13 protein-coding genes are annotated in these 16204 nt (G+C 67.3%); 8 read left to right on the top strand and 5 right to left on the bottom strand.

Going from position 1 to position 16204, the window contains the following annotated elements; all coding sequences use genetic code 11:
* Positions 1-6 precede the first annotated feature (6 nt).
* Positions 7-621, bottom strand: coding sequence for a TetR/AcrR family transcriptional regulator (locus ACFVVC_RS14850; protein WP_387454663.1), 615 nt, complete (start codon positions 619-621; stop codon positions 7-9).
* 98 nt (positions 622-719) lie between these two features.
* Between ACFVVC_RS14850 and ACFVVC_RS14845 the strand changes: the two genes are divergently transcribed.
* Positions 720-1025 (top strand): hypothetical protein, encoded by a 306-nt coding sequence (locus ACFVVC_RS14845; RefSeq protein ID WP_387454660.1) that lies wholly within the window; start codon positions 720-722, stop codon positions 1023-1025.
* Positions 1026-1120: 95 nt separating this feature from the next.
* Here ACFVVC_RS14845 and ACFVVC_RS14840 read toward each other — a convergent pair whose 3' ends face one another.
* Positions 1121-2533, bottom strand: coding sequence for an MFS transporter (locus ACFVVC_RS14840; protein ID WP_387454757.1), 1413 nt, complete (start codon positions 2531-2533; stop codon positions 1121-1123).
* Between the two features lie 235 nt (positions 2534-2768).
* Here ACFVVC_RS14840 and ACFVVC_RS14835 point away from each other — a divergent pair, with 235 nt between their 5' ends.
* From ACFVVC_RS14835 to ACFVVC_RS14825, 3 genes are read left to right on the top strand one after another with little or no spacing between them, the layout of a single operon-like run.
* Positions 2769-3437, top strand: coding sequence for a response regulator transcription factor (locus tag ACFVVC_RS14835; protein WP_387454658.1), 669 nt, complete (start codon positions 2769-2771; stop codon positions 3435-3437).
* On the top strand, positions 3434-4882 hold the full coding sequence (locus ACFVVC_RS14830; RefSeq protein WP_387454655.1) for a sensor histidine kinase: 1449 nt from the start codon (positions 3434-3436) through the stop codon (positions 4880-4882). Before ACFVVC_RS14835 ends, ACFVVC_RS14830 begins: the two co-directional genes overlap by 4 nt.
* Positions 4851-5879 carry a TAXI family TRAP transporter solute-binding subunit gene (locus ACFVVC_RS14825; protein WP_387454652.1) on the top strand — a complete coding sequence of 343 codons (1029 nt, stop codon included), beginning with the start codon at positions 4851-4853 and terminating at the stop codon, positions 5877-5879. Before ACFVVC_RS14830 ends, ACFVVC_RS14825 begins: the two co-directional genes overlap by 32 nt.
* A gap of 174 nt (positions 5880-6053) precedes the next feature.
* On the opposite strand, the gene ACFVVC_RS14820 is transcribed toward ACFVVC_RS14825, so the two are convergent.
* Complete coding sequence (locus ACFVVC_RS14820; RefSeq protein WP_387454649.1) at positions 6054-7565, bottom strand: helix-turn-helix domain-containing protein; 1512 nt, start codon at positions 7563-7565, stop codon at positions 6054-6056.
* Between the two features lie 149 nt (positions 7566-7714).
* On the opposite strand from ACFVVC_RS14820, the gene aceA reads away from it, so the two are divergent.
* The gene (gene aceA / locus ACFVVC_RS14815; RefSeq protein WP_387454646.1) at positions 7715-9031 is read left to right on the top strand and encodes an isocitrate lyase; all 1317 of its coding nucleotides are present in this window, start codon (positions 7715-7717) and stop codon (positions 9029-9031) included.
* A gap of 217 nt (positions 9032-9248) precedes the next feature.
* Positions 9249-10901, top strand: coding sequence for a malate synthase A (gene aceB, locus ACFVVC_RS14810; RefSeq protein ID WP_387454643.1), 1653 nt, complete (start codon positions 9249-9251; stop codon positions 10899-10901).
* Between the two features lie 261 nt (positions 10902-11162).
* Here aceB and ACFVVC_RS14805 read toward each other — a convergent pair whose 3' ends face one another.
* Positions 11163-12365, bottom strand: a complete 1203-nt coding sequence (locus tag ACFVVC_RS14805; protein WP_387454640.1) for a CynX/NimT family MFS transporter — start codon at positions 12363-12365, stop codon at positions 11163-11165.
* Between the two features lie 129 nt (positions 12366-12494).
* Between ACFVVC_RS14805 and ACFVVC_RS14800 the strand changes: the two genes are divergently transcribed.
* Both ACFVVC_RS14800 and ACFVVC_RS14795 read left to right on the top strand, forming a co-directional pair.
* A complete protein-coding gene (locus tag ACFVVC_RS14800; RefSeq protein WP_387454637.1) occupies positions 12495-13454 on the top strand; it encodes a D-2-hydroxyacid dehydrogenase family protein in 960 nt (319 codons plus the stop codon).
* A 16-nt stretch (positions 13455-13470) separates the two neighbouring features.
* Positions 13471-14004, top strand: a complete 534-nt coding sequence (locus ACFVVC_RS14795; RefSeq protein WP_387454634.1) for a GNAT family N-acetyltransferase — start codon at positions 13471-13473, stop codon at positions 14002-14004.
* Here the strand turns inward: ACFVVC_RS14795 and ACFVVC_RS14790 are convergent.
* A complete protein-coding gene (locus ACFVVC_RS14790; RefSeq protein ID WP_387454631.1) occupies positions 14001-16169 on the bottom strand; it encodes a glycogen debranching N-terminal domain-containing protein in 2169 nt (722 codons plus the stop codon). The two genes, ACFVVC_RS14795 and ACFVVC_RS14790, sit on opposite strands and share 4 nt — an antisense overlap.
* Positions 16170-16204 lie beyond the last annotated feature (35 nt).

Genomic DNA, 16204 nt, shown 5'->3' with positions numbered 1-16204 from the left:
GTGCAGCTAGCCGGGCGCGTTTGCCAGCGCTGCCTGCGCCTCCGCGAGGAGCGCGCCGGCGAGCAGGGTGGCGGTCCGCACAATGAACGCACGACGCAGGGCGGTGCGGTCAGGGCTGCTGCCCGCGAGGAGGGTGTCGATCTGGGGCAGGACGGGCCAGCCGTCGCAGAGGGTGATGACGGTGATCAGCAGGTCCGCGGCGTCCGTGCGGTCGATCCCGGGCAGGACGTCAAGCACCTGGCCCACCTTGATGGCGCAGTGGTCGGACCGGGTGGCGCGGCTGACGGTTTCCTTGCCGCGTTCAAGGCCTTCCCAGAACAGGAGCCGCGGCAGGACGCCGTCGGTGGTGTGCCGGTCAAAGAGGCGGCCGGCGTATTCCCCGAACGCTTCCGGCCCGCTGCCGGTAATGGGTACCTCGGTCATGACCCGGACCATTTCGGCGGCCAGGACGGCGTCGAAGAGCTCGTCCTTCTTGCCGAAGTACTGGTAGATGCGTTCCTTGTTGATCCCTGCGGCAGCTGCGATCCGGTCCACCCGCGCTCCGGCCAGGCCCTTGGCGCTGAACTCCTCCGTGGCAGCTGCGAGCAACAGCTCTCTGGTCCGCTCCGTGTTCCACGCCATGACATAAGTCTACGCAATTCCAACCAGGTAGTTGCAATTGCGTCTGGCCACATTTATTGTCGAGGCAAGCAAAAAGCAACTAACTAGTTGGAGTTTTCATGGACACGGTTTCACAGCCCGCAACCCCCGTAATCGCCCAACCGGCCGCACCAACCCCATCGGGGCCCGCAGCGCTGCCCGCTCCGCCGTCGATCCACGTCCGGGCCGCTATCACCTGGCTGGCGATCTTCCCGCTTGTCGCTATCGGCATGATGGCCTCCGCCCCCCTGACGGAAAACTGGCACCCCATCTTCCGCGCCATGGGGCTGACCATGGTGGTGGTGCCTACTGCGGTGTACGTGGTGCTGCCCCGCCTGTTCGCCGCCCACGGCTTCCTGGCGCGCCGGCGGACTGCCCGGCGCTAAGGACCCGCAGCGCACAAGGGAGGCGTACGACGGCGGCCTGGCAGCCGTCGTCGTACGCCTCCTTTTGGGAATCAGGCACCGTGGCGCCTCCCGGACTACACGCCGAGCGGATCCTTGTCCTTGCCGCCGCCCCGCGGCGCCTGTTCCCAGGCGTGGCCCTGTTCGTCGTCGAGGTGGGTGGCCTTCTTGTTCTTCAGGGCGAAGATGTAGACCAGCAGCGAGATGCCGATCGCCACGGTGACGTACGTGAAGAGGAGCTCAACCTGCCCGGCCTTCTGCAGCGCGGCACCGATCAAAGGCACCGTGCCGCCGAAGAGGGAGTTCGCGATCGCGTAGCCCAGGCCGACGCCGAGGGCGCGGATGGAGGCCGGGAACAGTTCAGCCTTCACCAGGGCGTTGATGGAGGTGTAGCCGCCCACGATCAGCAGGCCGCCCATCATCAGCATGAAGGCCACGAAGGGATCCTTCGTCCCGGCGAGCGCGGACATCAGCGGCCAGGTCAACAGCACGCCGGTGATGCCGAACCAGAGCAGCAGCGGCTTGCGGCCCACCTTGTCCGAAATGATGCCGTAGACGGGCTGGAGCAGCATGAAGATGAACAGCGCCCAGAAGTTGATCACCGACGTCGTCTCCTTGGCGATGCCGCTGGTGGTGTTCATGAAGCTGAGGATGAAGTTGGTGTAGGTGTAGAACGCCACGGTGCCGCCGAGGGTGACGCCAATGCAGATGAGCAGCGCCTTCCAGTGCTTGGTGAAGAGCAGCTTGAGGGTTCCCGGCTGGGCTTCCCCTGATGCCTTGGCGTTTGCTGCCGCCTCCACCTGGCTGGCAGAGACGGTTTCCTCCATGGAACGCCGCAGCCACAGCACCACCAGTGCGGCCACGCCGCCGATGGCGAACGGGATGCGCCAGCCCCACCCGGTTAGGGCCTCCTTGTCCAGGACGTTCTGCAGGACCACGAGCACCAGCAATGCCAGCATCTGGCCGCCGATCAGCGTGACGTACTGGAAGCTGGAGAAGAACCCGCGGCGTTTGGCGGTGGCAGCCTCCGACATGTAGGTGGCACTGGTGCCGTATTCGCCGCCCACCGAGAAGCCCTGGACCAGGCGCGCCAGCACCAGCAGGACCAGCGCCCAGACGCCGATCACGTCCTTGGTGGGCAGGATGGCGATGAAGAATGAGCCCGCGGACATCATGGTCACGCTCAGCGTCAGGGCCGCCTTCCTGCCCTTGCGGTCGGCGAACCTGCCGAAGAACCAGCTGCCGATGGGCCGCATCAGGAACGTGACGGCAAAGACCGCCGTGCCTTCCAGTGCGCCCTGCAGCGGATCTGTGGAGTTGAAGAAGTGTGGCTGGAAGTACGCCAGGAACGCCGTGTAGATGTAGACGTCGTACCATTCCACGAGGTTGCCCGCGGAGCCCTTCAGGATGTTGCCCACCGCCCGGCGGGTCTGGGCTGCCTCCGACTGGGGCGCGGCTTGTTGGGTGCTCATCGGTGAGTTCCTCCTGATAGTAACCTCGGCCTCCTGCGGCGGAGGGCCTCATCCACGGTATGGGTGATCCACCGCACAACCAACGAGGAACGCACTTTCCTAACACTTCCTTAGGTTTCGCCGACGGCCCGCTTTCCCTCCTGCCGGACCTCCGCCGTCGGGCAAATTGTGCCGCCACGCGGTAGTCTCACGGGGCGGGGATGAACCGGCAACTGGACCACGAACCACAGGAAACGCGGCAAGGAAGATGGCGATGGACGTGCTGATCGTCGAGGATGACGACGCCATGGCCGGCGCGCTCACGGCCGCCGTCGAAAGCGCCGGGCACCACCCGCTGCGGTTGTCCCGGGGCGCTGACGCGCTGCTCGCCCACCGGAATTTCCAGGTGATCCTGCTGGACCTGGGGCTTCCGGACATGGACGGCCTGGAGGTGCTGCGCAAGCTCAGGCAGGTGACCGACGTGCCCATCCTGATTTTGACCGCGCGCGACGACGAACGCAGCGTGGTGCTCGGGCTCCGCTCCGGCGCGGACGACTACCTGGTCAAACCGGTCAAGCTGGTGGAACTGCTGGCCCGGATAGAAGCTGTGACGCGCCGCGCCGGGCGCAGCGGGGGGAAGCCGCAGGAGGTGATCGTGCTTGATGACGTGGAGATCGACCTGGCCAAGCGCACCGCGTCCAGGGCCGGCGAACCGGTACCGCTGACCGCCACGGAGTTCGAACTCCTGGCGTTGCTGGCCCGCCACGCGGGCTCGGTGGTCACCAGGGAACAGATCCTGGACGCCCTCTGGGGTGACGCCTTCCTGGCCTCGTCCCGGTCCCTGGACGTGCACCTCACCGGGCTGCGGGCAAAACTCGCCAAGCCAGGATTCATCATCAATGTCCGCGGCGTGGGCTACCGCGTGGAGGCGGCTGCCGGATGAGGCTGCGGGTACTGGGGGTCCTCAGCGTGCTGTGCCTGGTGGTGGTCTTCCTGATTTCGGGGACCATCCTGACCTCCGCTTCCCGGGAGCTGACCCAGGAACTGCAAATCAACAGGGCGGCATCCTTGAACCGGCTGGCCCAAGTGGCCTTTGATGCCGCCGGCGACGGCGACACCGTGCGCCTGCAGCGGGAGATGGACACGTATTCGGGCCTTTACGGCGAAGGGATTGTGGTCCGCGTCCAGCAGGCCACCCTGCGGTCGGGGGACCTGGACGCTGGCCGGCCCGACGTGCAGGACGCGCTGTCGCTGGCCCGGCTGAATGTGAGCAACACGTCCCTGGAACCGCTGGAGCCCTTCGGAACGGGGTCGCACGTCATTTTCCGGCCTTTCGGCAGCGCCAGTCAGGTGCTCGGCGCCGTGGTCCTGGACGTCCACGCGGAGACGGCCCGGCAGAAGCTCCAGCAGCGATGGCTCGGTGTGGGCGTTGCTGCCCTGGCGCTTGCAGCCGTGCTCCTGGTGGGGGCGGCCAGGGTCACCGGGTGGGTGCTGCGGCCCGTCCTCCGGCTCGATTCGGCGGTGCACGAGCTGGAGCGGACCGGGCGCACCGAACGGCTACCTGAGGAAGGTCCCCCGGAACTGCGGGAACTCAGCCGGTCCTTCACGGCGATGGCCCGGACCGTGAGCGCCAGCATGGAAGCGCAACGGCAGTTGATCGCGGACACGTCCCACCAGCTGCGAAACCCCGTGGGCGCACTCCGGCTGCGGCTGGACCTGCTCCAGCTTGAGCTGGAATCCGATCGCGAGCACGACGCGGCGGACCGGGCCGTGGCGGAACTGGAACGGGTGGAGGACATCCTTGACGGGGTTTTGAAACTTGCCGCCGCGGAGCACCGGGCCTCGGAAGGGTCCCTGCGGGTTGCCGGCAGCCCCCAGGGGCACGCCACTGCCCCGCCCATCGACCCCTTCCCCGTCCTCCAGGGCGAAATCGAACGGGTGGCACCGTTGGCGGACCAGGCCGGGTGCCGCCTGGTGCTCGTGCCGGCGCCCCATCCGGCGGCCCTGATTGCGTGCCGGGCAGCCGAGCTGGCCCAGATGCTGGACGAACTGCTCGGCAACGCCTTCAAGTACGCACCGGGGGCCACCGTCACGGCCGCGGTACGGCTGGAACGGGAGGCGGTGGTGGTGGAAGTGTCCGACGACGGCCCTGGCCTTTCCGCAGCCGAGCGCGCCTCGGCTGCCGCCCGGTTTTGGCGCTCGCCGCGGCACGCCTCGGTTCCGGGAACCGGGCTTGGCATGACGATTGTGGATGAGCTTGCCGCAGCAAACGGCGGCCGGCTGGTCCTGGCCGAGGCCTCCCCGCACGGGTTGTCGGCACGGATCGAATTCCACGTCAACGCAAACGCCGCCCCTGATGCGATGCCCGGCGGTGGTACCGGTGCCTAGGTTTTCCACCCCGGCCCCGCACCCGTCGCGCCGGTCCGTGCTGACGTCGGCCATCGCCGTCGGACTTGCAACCGTGCTGCCGCCCGCCCTCAGTGCCTGCACCGCGGGTGGCCGGCCGGACACGCTGACGGTGGCCGGCGGCGAACCCGGCGGCTTCTACCTGGAGTTCTCGACACTGTTGGCGGCGGCCCTGGAGCGTCACGGCGTGGCCAACCATGCACGCGCCGTGGCCACTGGCGGAAGCCTTGACAACATTGCCGAGCTTCGGGCCGGGCGGGCCGCGTTTGCCGTGGCCCTCGCGGACGCTGCCAGCCAGGAGCCGGGCACTGACGCGTCCGGGATTGCCGCGATCGGCAAGGTCTACGAAAACTACGTCCACTGCGTGGTGCGCAAGGACAGTGGAATCCGGGGTGTCTCCGGGCTTGCCGGGCGCCGGGTGGCCGTGGGACAGCCGGGGTCCGGCACTTCCCTCACCACCCCCAGGCTCCTTGAGGCGGCCGGCCTGGGTGCCTCGGCCAATGCCGCAGCGCCCGCGGCCGGGACCGCCGTCGTCGAAAATCTTGGCCTGAACGACGGTATTGCGGCACTGAAGGCTGGGGCCGTGGATGCCTTGTTCTGGTCCGGCGGCGTGCCGACGGCCGCCATCGCCACAGCCCAGCAGGAGGTGGCGTTGGCCCTCTTGGACCTGTCAGCGCTGCTGCCGGAACTACGACGGCGGTACGGCGGGATGTACGACCGCGTGCTCATTCCCGAGGGCAGCTATCCCGGAATTCCCGCAGTGTGGACGGTGGGGGCTCCCAACCTGCTCCTGTGCCGCAGGGACCTGGACAACGCCACGGTGGAGCGGACGGTGCAACTGCTGGTGCATAACGCCGGCGAACTTATTCCGCAGTCCAGCCTGGGCGTGCAGTTCCTCAGCGCCGAAAGCCTCATCAATACCGCCGGCGTCCCCCTGCACCCCGCAGCGGCCGACGCCTACCGGGCCCTGCACGGCTGACCCAACGCCCGCTCACCTTTGACACCAAATCCCCACACGCCCGCTCACCTCCGACAGGAAGACCACCAACGCCCGCTCACCTCCGACAGGAGAACCACCAACGCCCGCTCACTTTCCTGGAGAAAGTGAGCGGGCGTGTAGGGAGTAACGGCAAGATCTGAGCGGGCGTTGCGGTCAGCTCCCGGAGTGGGCCTGCAGGAAGCTGTACACCTCGGTCTCGTCCACGCCGGGGAAGGCGCCCGGGGGCATGGCGGCCAGCAGGTGCGAGTGGGCCCGCGCGGAGGGCCACGCATTCCCTGCCCACTGGTTGGTCAGTTCGGCAGGCGGGCGCTTGCAGCAGGTCGGATCCGGGCAGTTGGAGGTGGCCCGGGCGGTGGTCTCCCGCCCTCGGAACCATTTCACATGCTGATAGGGCACCCCGATGCTCAGGGAGAACTCCCCGGCGGCGGAGCGCTCCGTGCGGGCGGTGCACCAGTACGTGCCCGATGGCGTGTCCGTGTATTGGCTGTAGGCACTGAACTTGTCCGGCACATCGAACACGGCACGGGAGGTCCAGGCCTTACACGACGGCTGCCCCTCGATGGCGCCGGTGTGGTCCTGGGGGAAGTTCACGCCGTCGTTCTCGTAGGCCTTGTAGATGATCCCGCTCTGGTGCGTTTTCTGGAAGTGCGTGGTGATGCCCAGGTGCTTGGTGGCCAGGTTGGTGAACCGGTGCGCTGCAGTCTCGTAGGAGACGGCGAAGGCGTCCCGGATGTCCTCCACCGCGATTTCCTTGGCAGCTTTGGCTTTCTGCAGAAATTCCACCGTGGCCTGTTCGGGCAGGAGCAGGGCGGCCGCGAAGTAATTGGTGGCCACCCGCTGGGCCAGGAAGTCGCCGTAGTTCTTGGGCGTTTCGTGGCCCAGGACGTAGTGGCCCAGGGCCTGCAGCAACACCGAGCGGGGGTCGTGATCCTGCCGCTGGCTCTGCGTCAGGTAAATTTTGCGGTTCTTCAAATCCGTCACCGAACGGGTGGAATGCGGCAAATCCCCCACGTGGTGCAGGGTGAATCCCAGGTGTTCGGCGATGTCCGCGATGACATGCTGGCTCAGCGGACCCGTGGTGTAGCCCACCTCCTTGAGGACCTTCTGGGCCTCGGCCTCGTACTCCGGAAAGTAGTTCCCCCGCTCCCGCATCATGGCCCGCAGTTCACCGTTGGCGCGGCGCGCTTCCTCGGGGGTGGCCACCTGTTCGTTCATCTTGCGTTCCAGCTCATGCAGCAGCCCCACTTGGGCCTCCAGGACATCCAGCGGAAGCCGCGAACTGATGCGGATTTTGGGCAGGTTCAGCGATTCGTACAGCGGTCCGCGCTGGTACCGTTCCAGCTCAATTTCCAGCGCGGCCCGGCGGCTGGGCGGCTCGGCCCCGAGCAGTTGGTCGATGCTGACATTCAGGGCGCCTGCCAGGTGCTGCAGCAGCGTCAGCTTGGGTTCCCTCTTGCCGTTTTCGATCAGGCTCAGCTGGCTGGGCGCGGTGCCGACGACGGCGCTCAGGTCATCGAGCGTCAGCCCGGCTTGTTTGCGGAGATGGCGGACGCGGCGGCCCAGCGCGATGACGTCCAGTTCCGCTGCGGCGGTGGACGGCGGCTGGGAAACGTCCCTGTTCCAGCTTGAAGGCGACATTTCTGAAGAATACGGGAAGAAGTGCATTTCTTTCCAGAGTTTTCATCTAGAAAGGAGGTTGAAAGTGCTGAAAAGTAGTGGTCACGGAAAGAAACACCGCACCGGATAAGCCGGTGGGAACCTCAACGACGCGGTTCCCACCTACCCGATCCGGAGCTCAATCAAGGAGATCAACGATGACTGCAGCATTTGAGCCCACCCAGCAGACGCCCGAACAGCAGGCCGCCGCCCTGGAGCTCGAGTGGGCCGCCAACCCCCGCTGGGAAGGTGTGACCCGTGACTACTCAGCGTCCGACGTCGTCCGCCTCCGCGGCCGCGTCTCCGAAGAACACACGCTGGCCCGCCGCGGCTCCGAGAAGCTGTGGAAGCAGCTCACCGAGGAGCACAAGACCGGCGGCTACACCAACGCGCTCGGTGCCCTGACCGGCAACCAGGCCGTGCAGCAGGTCAAGGCCGGGCTCCGCGCCATCTACCTGTCCGGCTGGCAGGTTGCAGCCGACGCCAACAACTCGGGCCACACCTACCCGGACCAGTCCCTTTACCCGGCAAACTCCGTCCCCACCGTGGTCCGCCGGATCAACAACGCCCTGCTCCGCGCAGACCAGATCGAATTCTCCGAGGGCATCCAGACCGTCGAGGACTGGCTGGTCCCGATCGTCGCCGACGCCGAGGCCGGCTTTGGTGGCCCGCTGAACGCCTACGAGCTCATGAAATCCATGATCCAGGCCGGCGCCTCAGGCGTTCACTGGGAAGACCAGCTCGCCTCCGAGAAGAAGTGCGGCCACCTTGGCGGCAAGGTCCTCATCCCCACCCAGCAGCACGTCCGCACCCTGAACGCCGCCCGCCTGGCAGCCGATGTCGCCGGCACCCCCACCGTGGTCATCGCCCGCACCGACGCCGAGGCAGCAACCCTCATCACCTCGGACGTCGACGAGCGCGACCAGGAATTCATCACCGGCGAGCGCACCCCAGAGGGCTTCTACAAGGTCCGCAACGGCATCGAACCCTGCATTGCCCGCGCCAAGGCCTACGCCCCGTACTCGGACCTGATCTGGATGGAGACCGGCACCCCGGACCTGGAACTGGCCCGCAAGTTCGCCGAATCCGTCAAGGCCGAGTTCCCGGACCAGATGCTCTCCTACAACTGCTCGCCGTCGTTCAACTGGCGCAAGCACCTCGACGACGCCACCATCGCGAAGTTCCAGCGCGAACTCGGCGCCATGGGCTTCACCTTCCAGTTCATCACCCTGGCCGGCTTCCACGCCCTGAACTACTCGATGTTCGACCTCGCCCACGGCTACGCCCGCAACGGCATGAGCGCCTACGTCGAACTCCAGGAGAAGGAATTCGCCTCCGAGTCCCGCGGCTACACCGCCACCAAGCACCAGCGCGAAGTCGGCACCGGCTACTTCGACACCATCTCCACGGCGCTCAACCCGAACGCGTCCACCCTCGCCCTGGTGGGATCCACCGAAGAGGGCCAGTTCCACTAACGCTTACGACGGCGGCGCTTCCGTCCGGCCTTCGGACCGGCATCGCTCTGCCTGCTATTCCCCACGTCCGGCCTTGGGCTCGTAGAACTCGCCGAGGCCGGACGCAGGGCCCCTTTTACGCAGGCTGCCGCGACACCGGCTCCTCGGCCTCGTGCCTCAGTCGCCACCCTGCCGCTACCCGCCGTCGAACTTCCCTTTCGTCTTTAAGGAGACTGAAATGAACAGCTTCACTGACAGCTTCACGATCAATGGAATTACCCTGACCGCACAGCCCATCTGCCGTCAGGATGAGGTGCTTACTCCGGACGCCCTGTCGTTTATCGCGAAGCTGCACCGGGCCACCGCCGACCGCCGGCAGGAGCTGCTGCAGGGCCGCCGCACCCGTCGGGCCGATATTGCCGCAGGCGCCGACCCGCGGTTCCTCCGGGAAACCGAGCACATCCGCACCGATCCGTCCTGGCGGGTCGCTCCCCCGGCACCCGGCTTGGAGGACCGCCGCGTCGAAATCACGGGCCCGGTGGACAAGAAGATGACCATCAACGCCCTGAATTCGGGCGCCAAGGTGTGGCTGGCTGACATGGAGGACTCTTCCACCCCCACCTGGCGCAATGTCATCAAGGGCCAGCTGAACCTCACCGACGCCCTGGAACGCCGGATCGACTTCACCACCGAAGAAGGCAAGGAATACAAGCTCCGCCCGGCCGGCGACCTGCCCACCATCGTGGTCCGGCCACGCGGCTGGCACCTGCCCGAGAAGCACATGCTCATCGACGGCCAGCCCATCGCGGGCGGCATCGTGGACTTCGGCCTGTTCTTCTTCCACAACGCCCGCCGCCTGCTGGCGCAAGGCAAGGGCCCGTACTTCTACCTGCCCAAGATCGAGAACCACCTCGAAGCACGGCTGTGGAACGACATCTTCATCCTGGCCCAGGACCTGCTCGGCATCCCGCAGGGCACCATCCGCGCCACCGTGCTGATCGAAACAATCACCGCGGCGTTCGAAATGGAGGAGATCCTCTACGAACTCCGCGACCACGCCTCGGGCCTGAACGCCGGCCGCTGGGACTACATCTTCTCCCTGATCAAGAACTTCCGGACCCGCGGCCCGCGCTTCGTCCTGCCGGACCGCGGCCAGGTGACCATGACCCAGCCGTTCATGCGGGCCTACACGGAGCAGCTGGTCCGCGCCTGCCACAAGCGCGGCGCCATGGCCATCGGTGGCATGGCAGCGGCCGTCCCCAACCGCAAGGACCCGGAAGCCAACGCCAACGCCCTGGAGAAGGTCCGCGCGGACAAGACCCGCGAAGCCAACGACGGGTTCGACGGTTCCTGGGTGGCCCACCCCGACCTGGTGCCCGTGTGCCGGGAAGTGTTCGACGGCGTCCTCGGCAGCAAGCCCAACCAGCTGGACCGGCTCCGCGAGGATGTCACCCCCGACGACCGCGCCCTGATCAACGTCGCTGCCACCACCGGCACCATCACCGAGCAGGGCATTCGGAACAACATCGAGGTGGGCATCCGCTACATCGAGTCCTGGCTCCGCGGCAACGGCGCCGTTGCCATCCACAACCTCATGGAAGACGCCGCCACCGCGGAGATCTCCCGGTCGCAGCTGTGGCAGTGGATCTTCGCCCGGGCCATCACGGACCAGGGCGAGATCGTCAGCCACGAGTGGGTGGAGGAACTCCTGGACGAGGAATTCGCCCGGCTGGAGCGCTTCGACGGCGACCGCTTCGAGGACGCCCGGGACATCTTCGAGGAAGTCACGCTCAGCCGTGAATTCCCGTCCTTCCTCACGCTCCCCGCCTACGCCCGCTACCTGACCGAGGCCCGCGAGAAGGCCACGGTCGAGGAGCTGGCAGCCGCCTGAACCACCACAACTTCCGTTTGCCGGGCCGGCATGCCCTTCGCAACAGGCCCCCCGAAATCCGGGGCGCCGGCCCGGCGACGGAGCACCACGCACACCCCCGCTCACTTGTTGCGGGAAAACCCGGAACGCCCGCTCACTGTCCCAAAGAAAGTGAGTGGGCGTTCCGCCGTTTGGTGCAATACGTGAGCGGGCGTTCCGCCATTTGGTGCAATACGTGAGCGGGCGTCGGGGTGGCGTAACGTCCGACGGCGGCGCCGCGCCTCAGCGGCCCTTCGGCACCTTTCGCACGGACAGGGTGGTGCTGGCAAAGAAGGTCAGCACGGAGGCCAGGATGACCAGCAGGGCCGGCGTCCATGATCCCGAGGTGTCGTGGACGAAGCCCACCAGCGGAGGAGCAACGGCAGCGAGGCAATAGCCAAGGCCCTGGACCGTTGCGGACATCCGGCCGGCGGAGGCCTGGTCGCGCGCCAGCTTGATCACGGCGATGAAGATCAGGGTGATGCCGCCGCCCTGGGCGATGCCGCCGGACGTGGACCACAGCCACCACAGCTGCGGCAGGACCAGGAGCCCCACGGGAACGGCAAGCCACAACGTCCCCAAGGTGACCGCCACCGCCGTCGTACTCATGTATTTGGCTGCAAACGGAACGCCGAGGCCGCCCACGATCGCCAAAATCTGGAAGATCGAGGACGCGGCACCGGCTTCGGTGGTGGACATGGCCAGTTCATCGTGCAGGTAGCTGGGCAGCCACGCGGTGACGCCGTAGTAGGAGAACGCCTGGCCGCCGAAGCCCGCCGTCAGCCCGAAGGTCGTCCAGCCGGAGGTGTGCGCCGTCGTCCGCTGCCCGTCCCCACCGGTGGCCTCATCCGGATCCGACACCAGGAAGGCCGTGCGCGGCCCCACCGCCAGGACCCAGACCACGATGGCGGCGACGGCAAGGACGGCGACGGCGGCCAGCGCCAGCCGCCACCCGGTGACCGCCGCCAGCGGGGCCATGGCCACCGAGGTCAGGAAGGACCCGATGTTCAAGGCCGCCGTGTAGATCCCCATGGCGGTCCCCTGCCGGCGCGGTGCGAAATCGCGGCGGATGATCAGGGGCACTGCAATGTTTCCCACCGTGATGGCCACCCCGATGAGCACCGTACCTGCCACCACGAGCACCGGGCCGCCGGCGGAGCGGACCAGCACACCGGCCAGCACCCCCAGGATGGTCAGTGTGACGGCGAACTCCGCCCCGAACCTCCGCGCCGCCAAGGAGGCCAACGGGGCAGCGAGCGAGAAACAGAGCACGGGGATACTGGTCAGCAGGCCTAGCAGGACCGGCGAAAAGTGCAGTTCCGCCTGCATGAGGTCCACCAAGGGCGCGACCGCCACGAAGGGGCCCCGCAGGTTCAGGGCCAGCAGGCCGATGCAGGCCAGCAGGATCCAGCTCTTGGGCATGCGGGAAAGGACGCCGGCGCTCACAGGGACAACATGGGGAATGGGCTTGGATTCATCACCCTCATTGCTATCACGCCGCGAGTGCCCGGGACTCCAGGGCCCTGCCATACGATGAACGTGACCCTGGACGACTGGACACCGCAAAGGACACCCTTGACGCACCGGCTTGCCATCCTTGATGACTACCAGGACGTGGCCCACGGCTTCGCCGATTTCGCGGCCCTGGAGGCTGCCGGCGTCACCATCACCTCGTACCGGGAGCCCTTCGCCTCCCGCGACGCCCTGGTCTCGGCGTTGGCGGGCACCACCATGGTGATCGCCATGCGCGAGCGGACCGCGTTCCCGCGTGAGGTGTTTGAACAACTTCCCGCCCTGCAGCTGCTGGTGACCACCGGCATGGCCAACGCCTCGATCGACGTCGCGGCGGCAACTGAACACGGAGTCACCGTGTGCGGCACGCCCGGCTCGCCCACCGCAGCCCCGGAGCTGACCTGGGCCCTGCTGTTGGCCATCGCACGGCACCTGCCGGCCGAGGACCACTCGCTGCGCGCCGGCGGCTGGCAGTCCACCGTGGGCTTTGAGCTGGCCGGGAAGACCCTGGGCATCGTGGGACTGGGCAAGATCGGCCGGCGGGTGGCGGCATACGGCCAGGCCTTCGGGATGGACGTGGTGGCGTGGAGCCGGAACCTGACGGCGGAGGCTGCAGCCGAAGCCGGCGCGCGCCTGGTCTCTAAGAAGGAACTGTTCACCTTGGCCGACGTCGCAACCCTCCACCTGCGGCTCTCCCCGCGCTCCGAAAACATCGTGGGCGAGGAGGAACTGCGGCTGCTGGGCCCCGAAGGCATCCTGGTGAACACGGCGCGGGGTCCCCTGGTTGACCAGGAGGCACTCCTCAGGGCGCTGACCGAGGGCTGGATCCGCGGCGCCGCCCTGGACGTCTTCGACCAGGAACCGCTGCCGGCCGGGCACCCGCTCCTGGCCGCCCCCAACACGGTACTCTCGCCCCACCTGGGCTACGTGACGCAGGAAAGCTACCGGCAGTTCTACGGCGGAGCCGTGGAGGACATCACCGCCTGGCTGGCCGGCTCACCCGTCCGCACCATCACCGCCTGAGCCGGAAGGAATCCCCATGACCCACAGCATTCGCAGGGCAACAGCGGACGACGCCGGCCCGCTGGCCGCGCTGGCTGCCGTCACCTTTCCGCTTGCCTGCCCGCCGTCGTCGTCACCGTCCGACATCGCCGCGCACCTGGCCAACACGCTCAGCGAAGGACACTTCGCGGTCTACCTCGCGGACCCGGACACCACCATCCTGGTCATCGACGCCGACGGTCCACTCACCGGCTACAGCCTGCTGGTGGACCGGCCCGCCATTGACCCGGACGTGTCCTCCGCGCTGACGCTGGTCCCGTCCGTGGAGATCAGCAAGTGCTACGTCCACCCTGACTACCACGGGCTGGGCGCTGCCGCTGAGCTCATGCACGCCAGCCTCGAGGCGGCCGCCACAACCGGTGCGGCCGCCGCCTGGCTGGGCGTCAACAGCCAGAACGCCCGGGCCATCCGCTTCTACGAGAAATCTGGCTTCCGCAAGGTGGGAACCAAGTCCTTCCGGCTGGGCAGCACGGTGGAACACGACTTCGTGCTGGAACGCCCCCTCCCTTAGGGGAGCCTGCGCGCGCCAAGGCCCGCTGCCGCCCCTTCCAACGGGTAGGCCAGCGGCGGCCGGGGCTCGGCCACCAGTTTCAGTCCCGGTGGAAGGCCTTCAATGGTGCCGGTGGTTCCGGTGGCTTTGATGGTCACCCGGCTCCCGTCCAGCAGGACATTTTCCGCCCGGAACGTGCCCACGGACTCCGGCAGGATCGGGGCCAGGTGCACCACCCCGCGGGTGAAGACGGGGTCGAACCGCAGCAGGATCCGTGCCAGTTGCACCGGCGCCGCCGCCGCCCAGGCCTGCGGCGAGCACGCGGTGGGATACGGAACCGGGCCAGGGTACTCGCCGCGGTCGAACCCGCAGAACAGCTCCGGCAGCCGCCCGTCGAAATGCCGGGCTGCGTCGAGGATCCCGGAGGCCACCCGCTTGGCCTCGTCCACGAACCCGTACCGCATCAGCCCGGTGGCCACCAGGGCCGTGTCGTGGGGCCACACCGAGCCGTTGTGGTAGCTGACCGGATTGTAGGCGCCCATGTCGGAGGCCAGTGTGCGGATGCCCCAACCGGTGAACATCTGCGGGGACATCAGGTTCTCCATGACGGACACTGCTTTGTCTTCGTCCACGACGCCGGTCCAGAGGCAGTGGCCGATGTTGGAGGTCAGCGCATCGACGGGCCGTTTGTCCTTGTCCAGGGCCACGGCATAGTAGCCCTTGTCCGGCAGCCAGAACTTCTTGTTGAACTCCTCCTTGAAGGCTGCTGCCTTGTCTGCCCAGTGCTTTTCGAGGGCGGAATCGCCGCTCCAGTGGGCCAGCAGGGACCTGCCAAGGTAGGCGGAGTAGACATACGCCTGGACTTCACAGAGGGCGATCGGGGCTTCGGCGATGGTCCCGTCGGCGAAGTTGATCCCGTCCCAGGAGTCCTTCCAGCCTTGGTTCACCAGGCCGTGGTCGTTGGGCCGGAGGTATTCCACGAAGCCGTCGCCGTCGCGGTCGCCGTATTTTTCGATCCATTCCAGCGCCCGGTCCGCGTGTGGGAGCAGCGGCTGGATCGCGTCCCGGGAGAGGCCCCACCGGCTCAGCTCGCCCAGGGTGGAGACGAAAAGGGGGGTGGCGTCGGCCGTGCCGTAATACGCCGTACCGCCCAGGGACAGGCCGGCGGTGACGCCGAGCCGGACTTCATGCGGGATGCGGCCGGGTTCCTCTTCGGAATCCACATCCACTTTGGTTCCCTGGATCCCGGCCAGGGTTTGGAGCGTGCCCAGGGCCAGGTTGGGGTTGACCATCAGGCTCATGTAGGAGGTCAGCAGCGAATCCCGGCCGAACAAGGCCATGAACCAGGGCGCCCCGGCCGCCACCGCAGCCCGGTTGGGATGGTGGGCGTCAAAGATGCGCAGGGCACCAAGATCGCTCTGGCTCCGGTTAAGCACGTTCTGGAAGCTGGAGTCCTCGATGCTGATCCGCGGAACGCCTTCCTCCCAGTCCAGGTGCCGGCGCACCCCTTCCCGGTGGTGGGGAAGCCGCCCCTCCTTGAAGGGCTCCTCCGGCGCCTCACCGTTGACCAGGGGCACCACGATGACGCTGGTGCTCCACTTGCCCCGCGCCGGAACCGTGACGTGGAACCGCAGCCCGTCCGTGCTGACCTCTGCTCCCCGTGCGCCGAAGGCGGTGCCTCGTTGCTGGCCATGCCGTGATGCCTCAATGACCAGCCTCCCGTCCGTGATGGCCCGGGTGGTGTCGTCCAGGCCGCTGGTACGGCCGCCCTTCACCTCGAAAAGGTCGGCCTGGTCGGCATCGACGAGCAGCTCGATCTCGCAGTCCACCGGCTCGGCTGCATAGTTTTCGAGGGAAATGTCGTCCTGCAGCCCCGGGCCGATGTGGCGGACCTGGCGGACCACCAGGGGGCTGTCAAACCTGCCGCCGGGCCATTTGGCGCGGCCCACGAACGTGGCCTCGAACGGTTGGGGACGCTGGGCTGACAATGGTTCGCGCAATGAGCCGTTGATCCGCAGCATCCAGCGCGAGATGATCCGCGTGTCCTGGAAGAAGACTCCGTTGGTGCCGGCGTCAGGACTGATGTCGCCCGTGCCGGAGGAGATGCAGAACGATGATCCCTCCAGGACCGTGACCGAGCCCGAATCGGATACTGCTGCCTCGTTGTCTGCATTCCAGGCGGTCATGGAAAGGCTCCCTTCTCGGGCAGATGCCCCCGGGG

The sequence above is a fragment of the Pseudarthrobacter sp. NPDC058196 genome (assembly GCF_042882685.1).
GTDB lineage: Bacteria > Actinomycetota > Actinomycetes > Actinomycetales > Micrococcaceae > Arthrobacter.
This window is presented reverse-complemented; position numbering and strand designations above follow the sequence as displayed.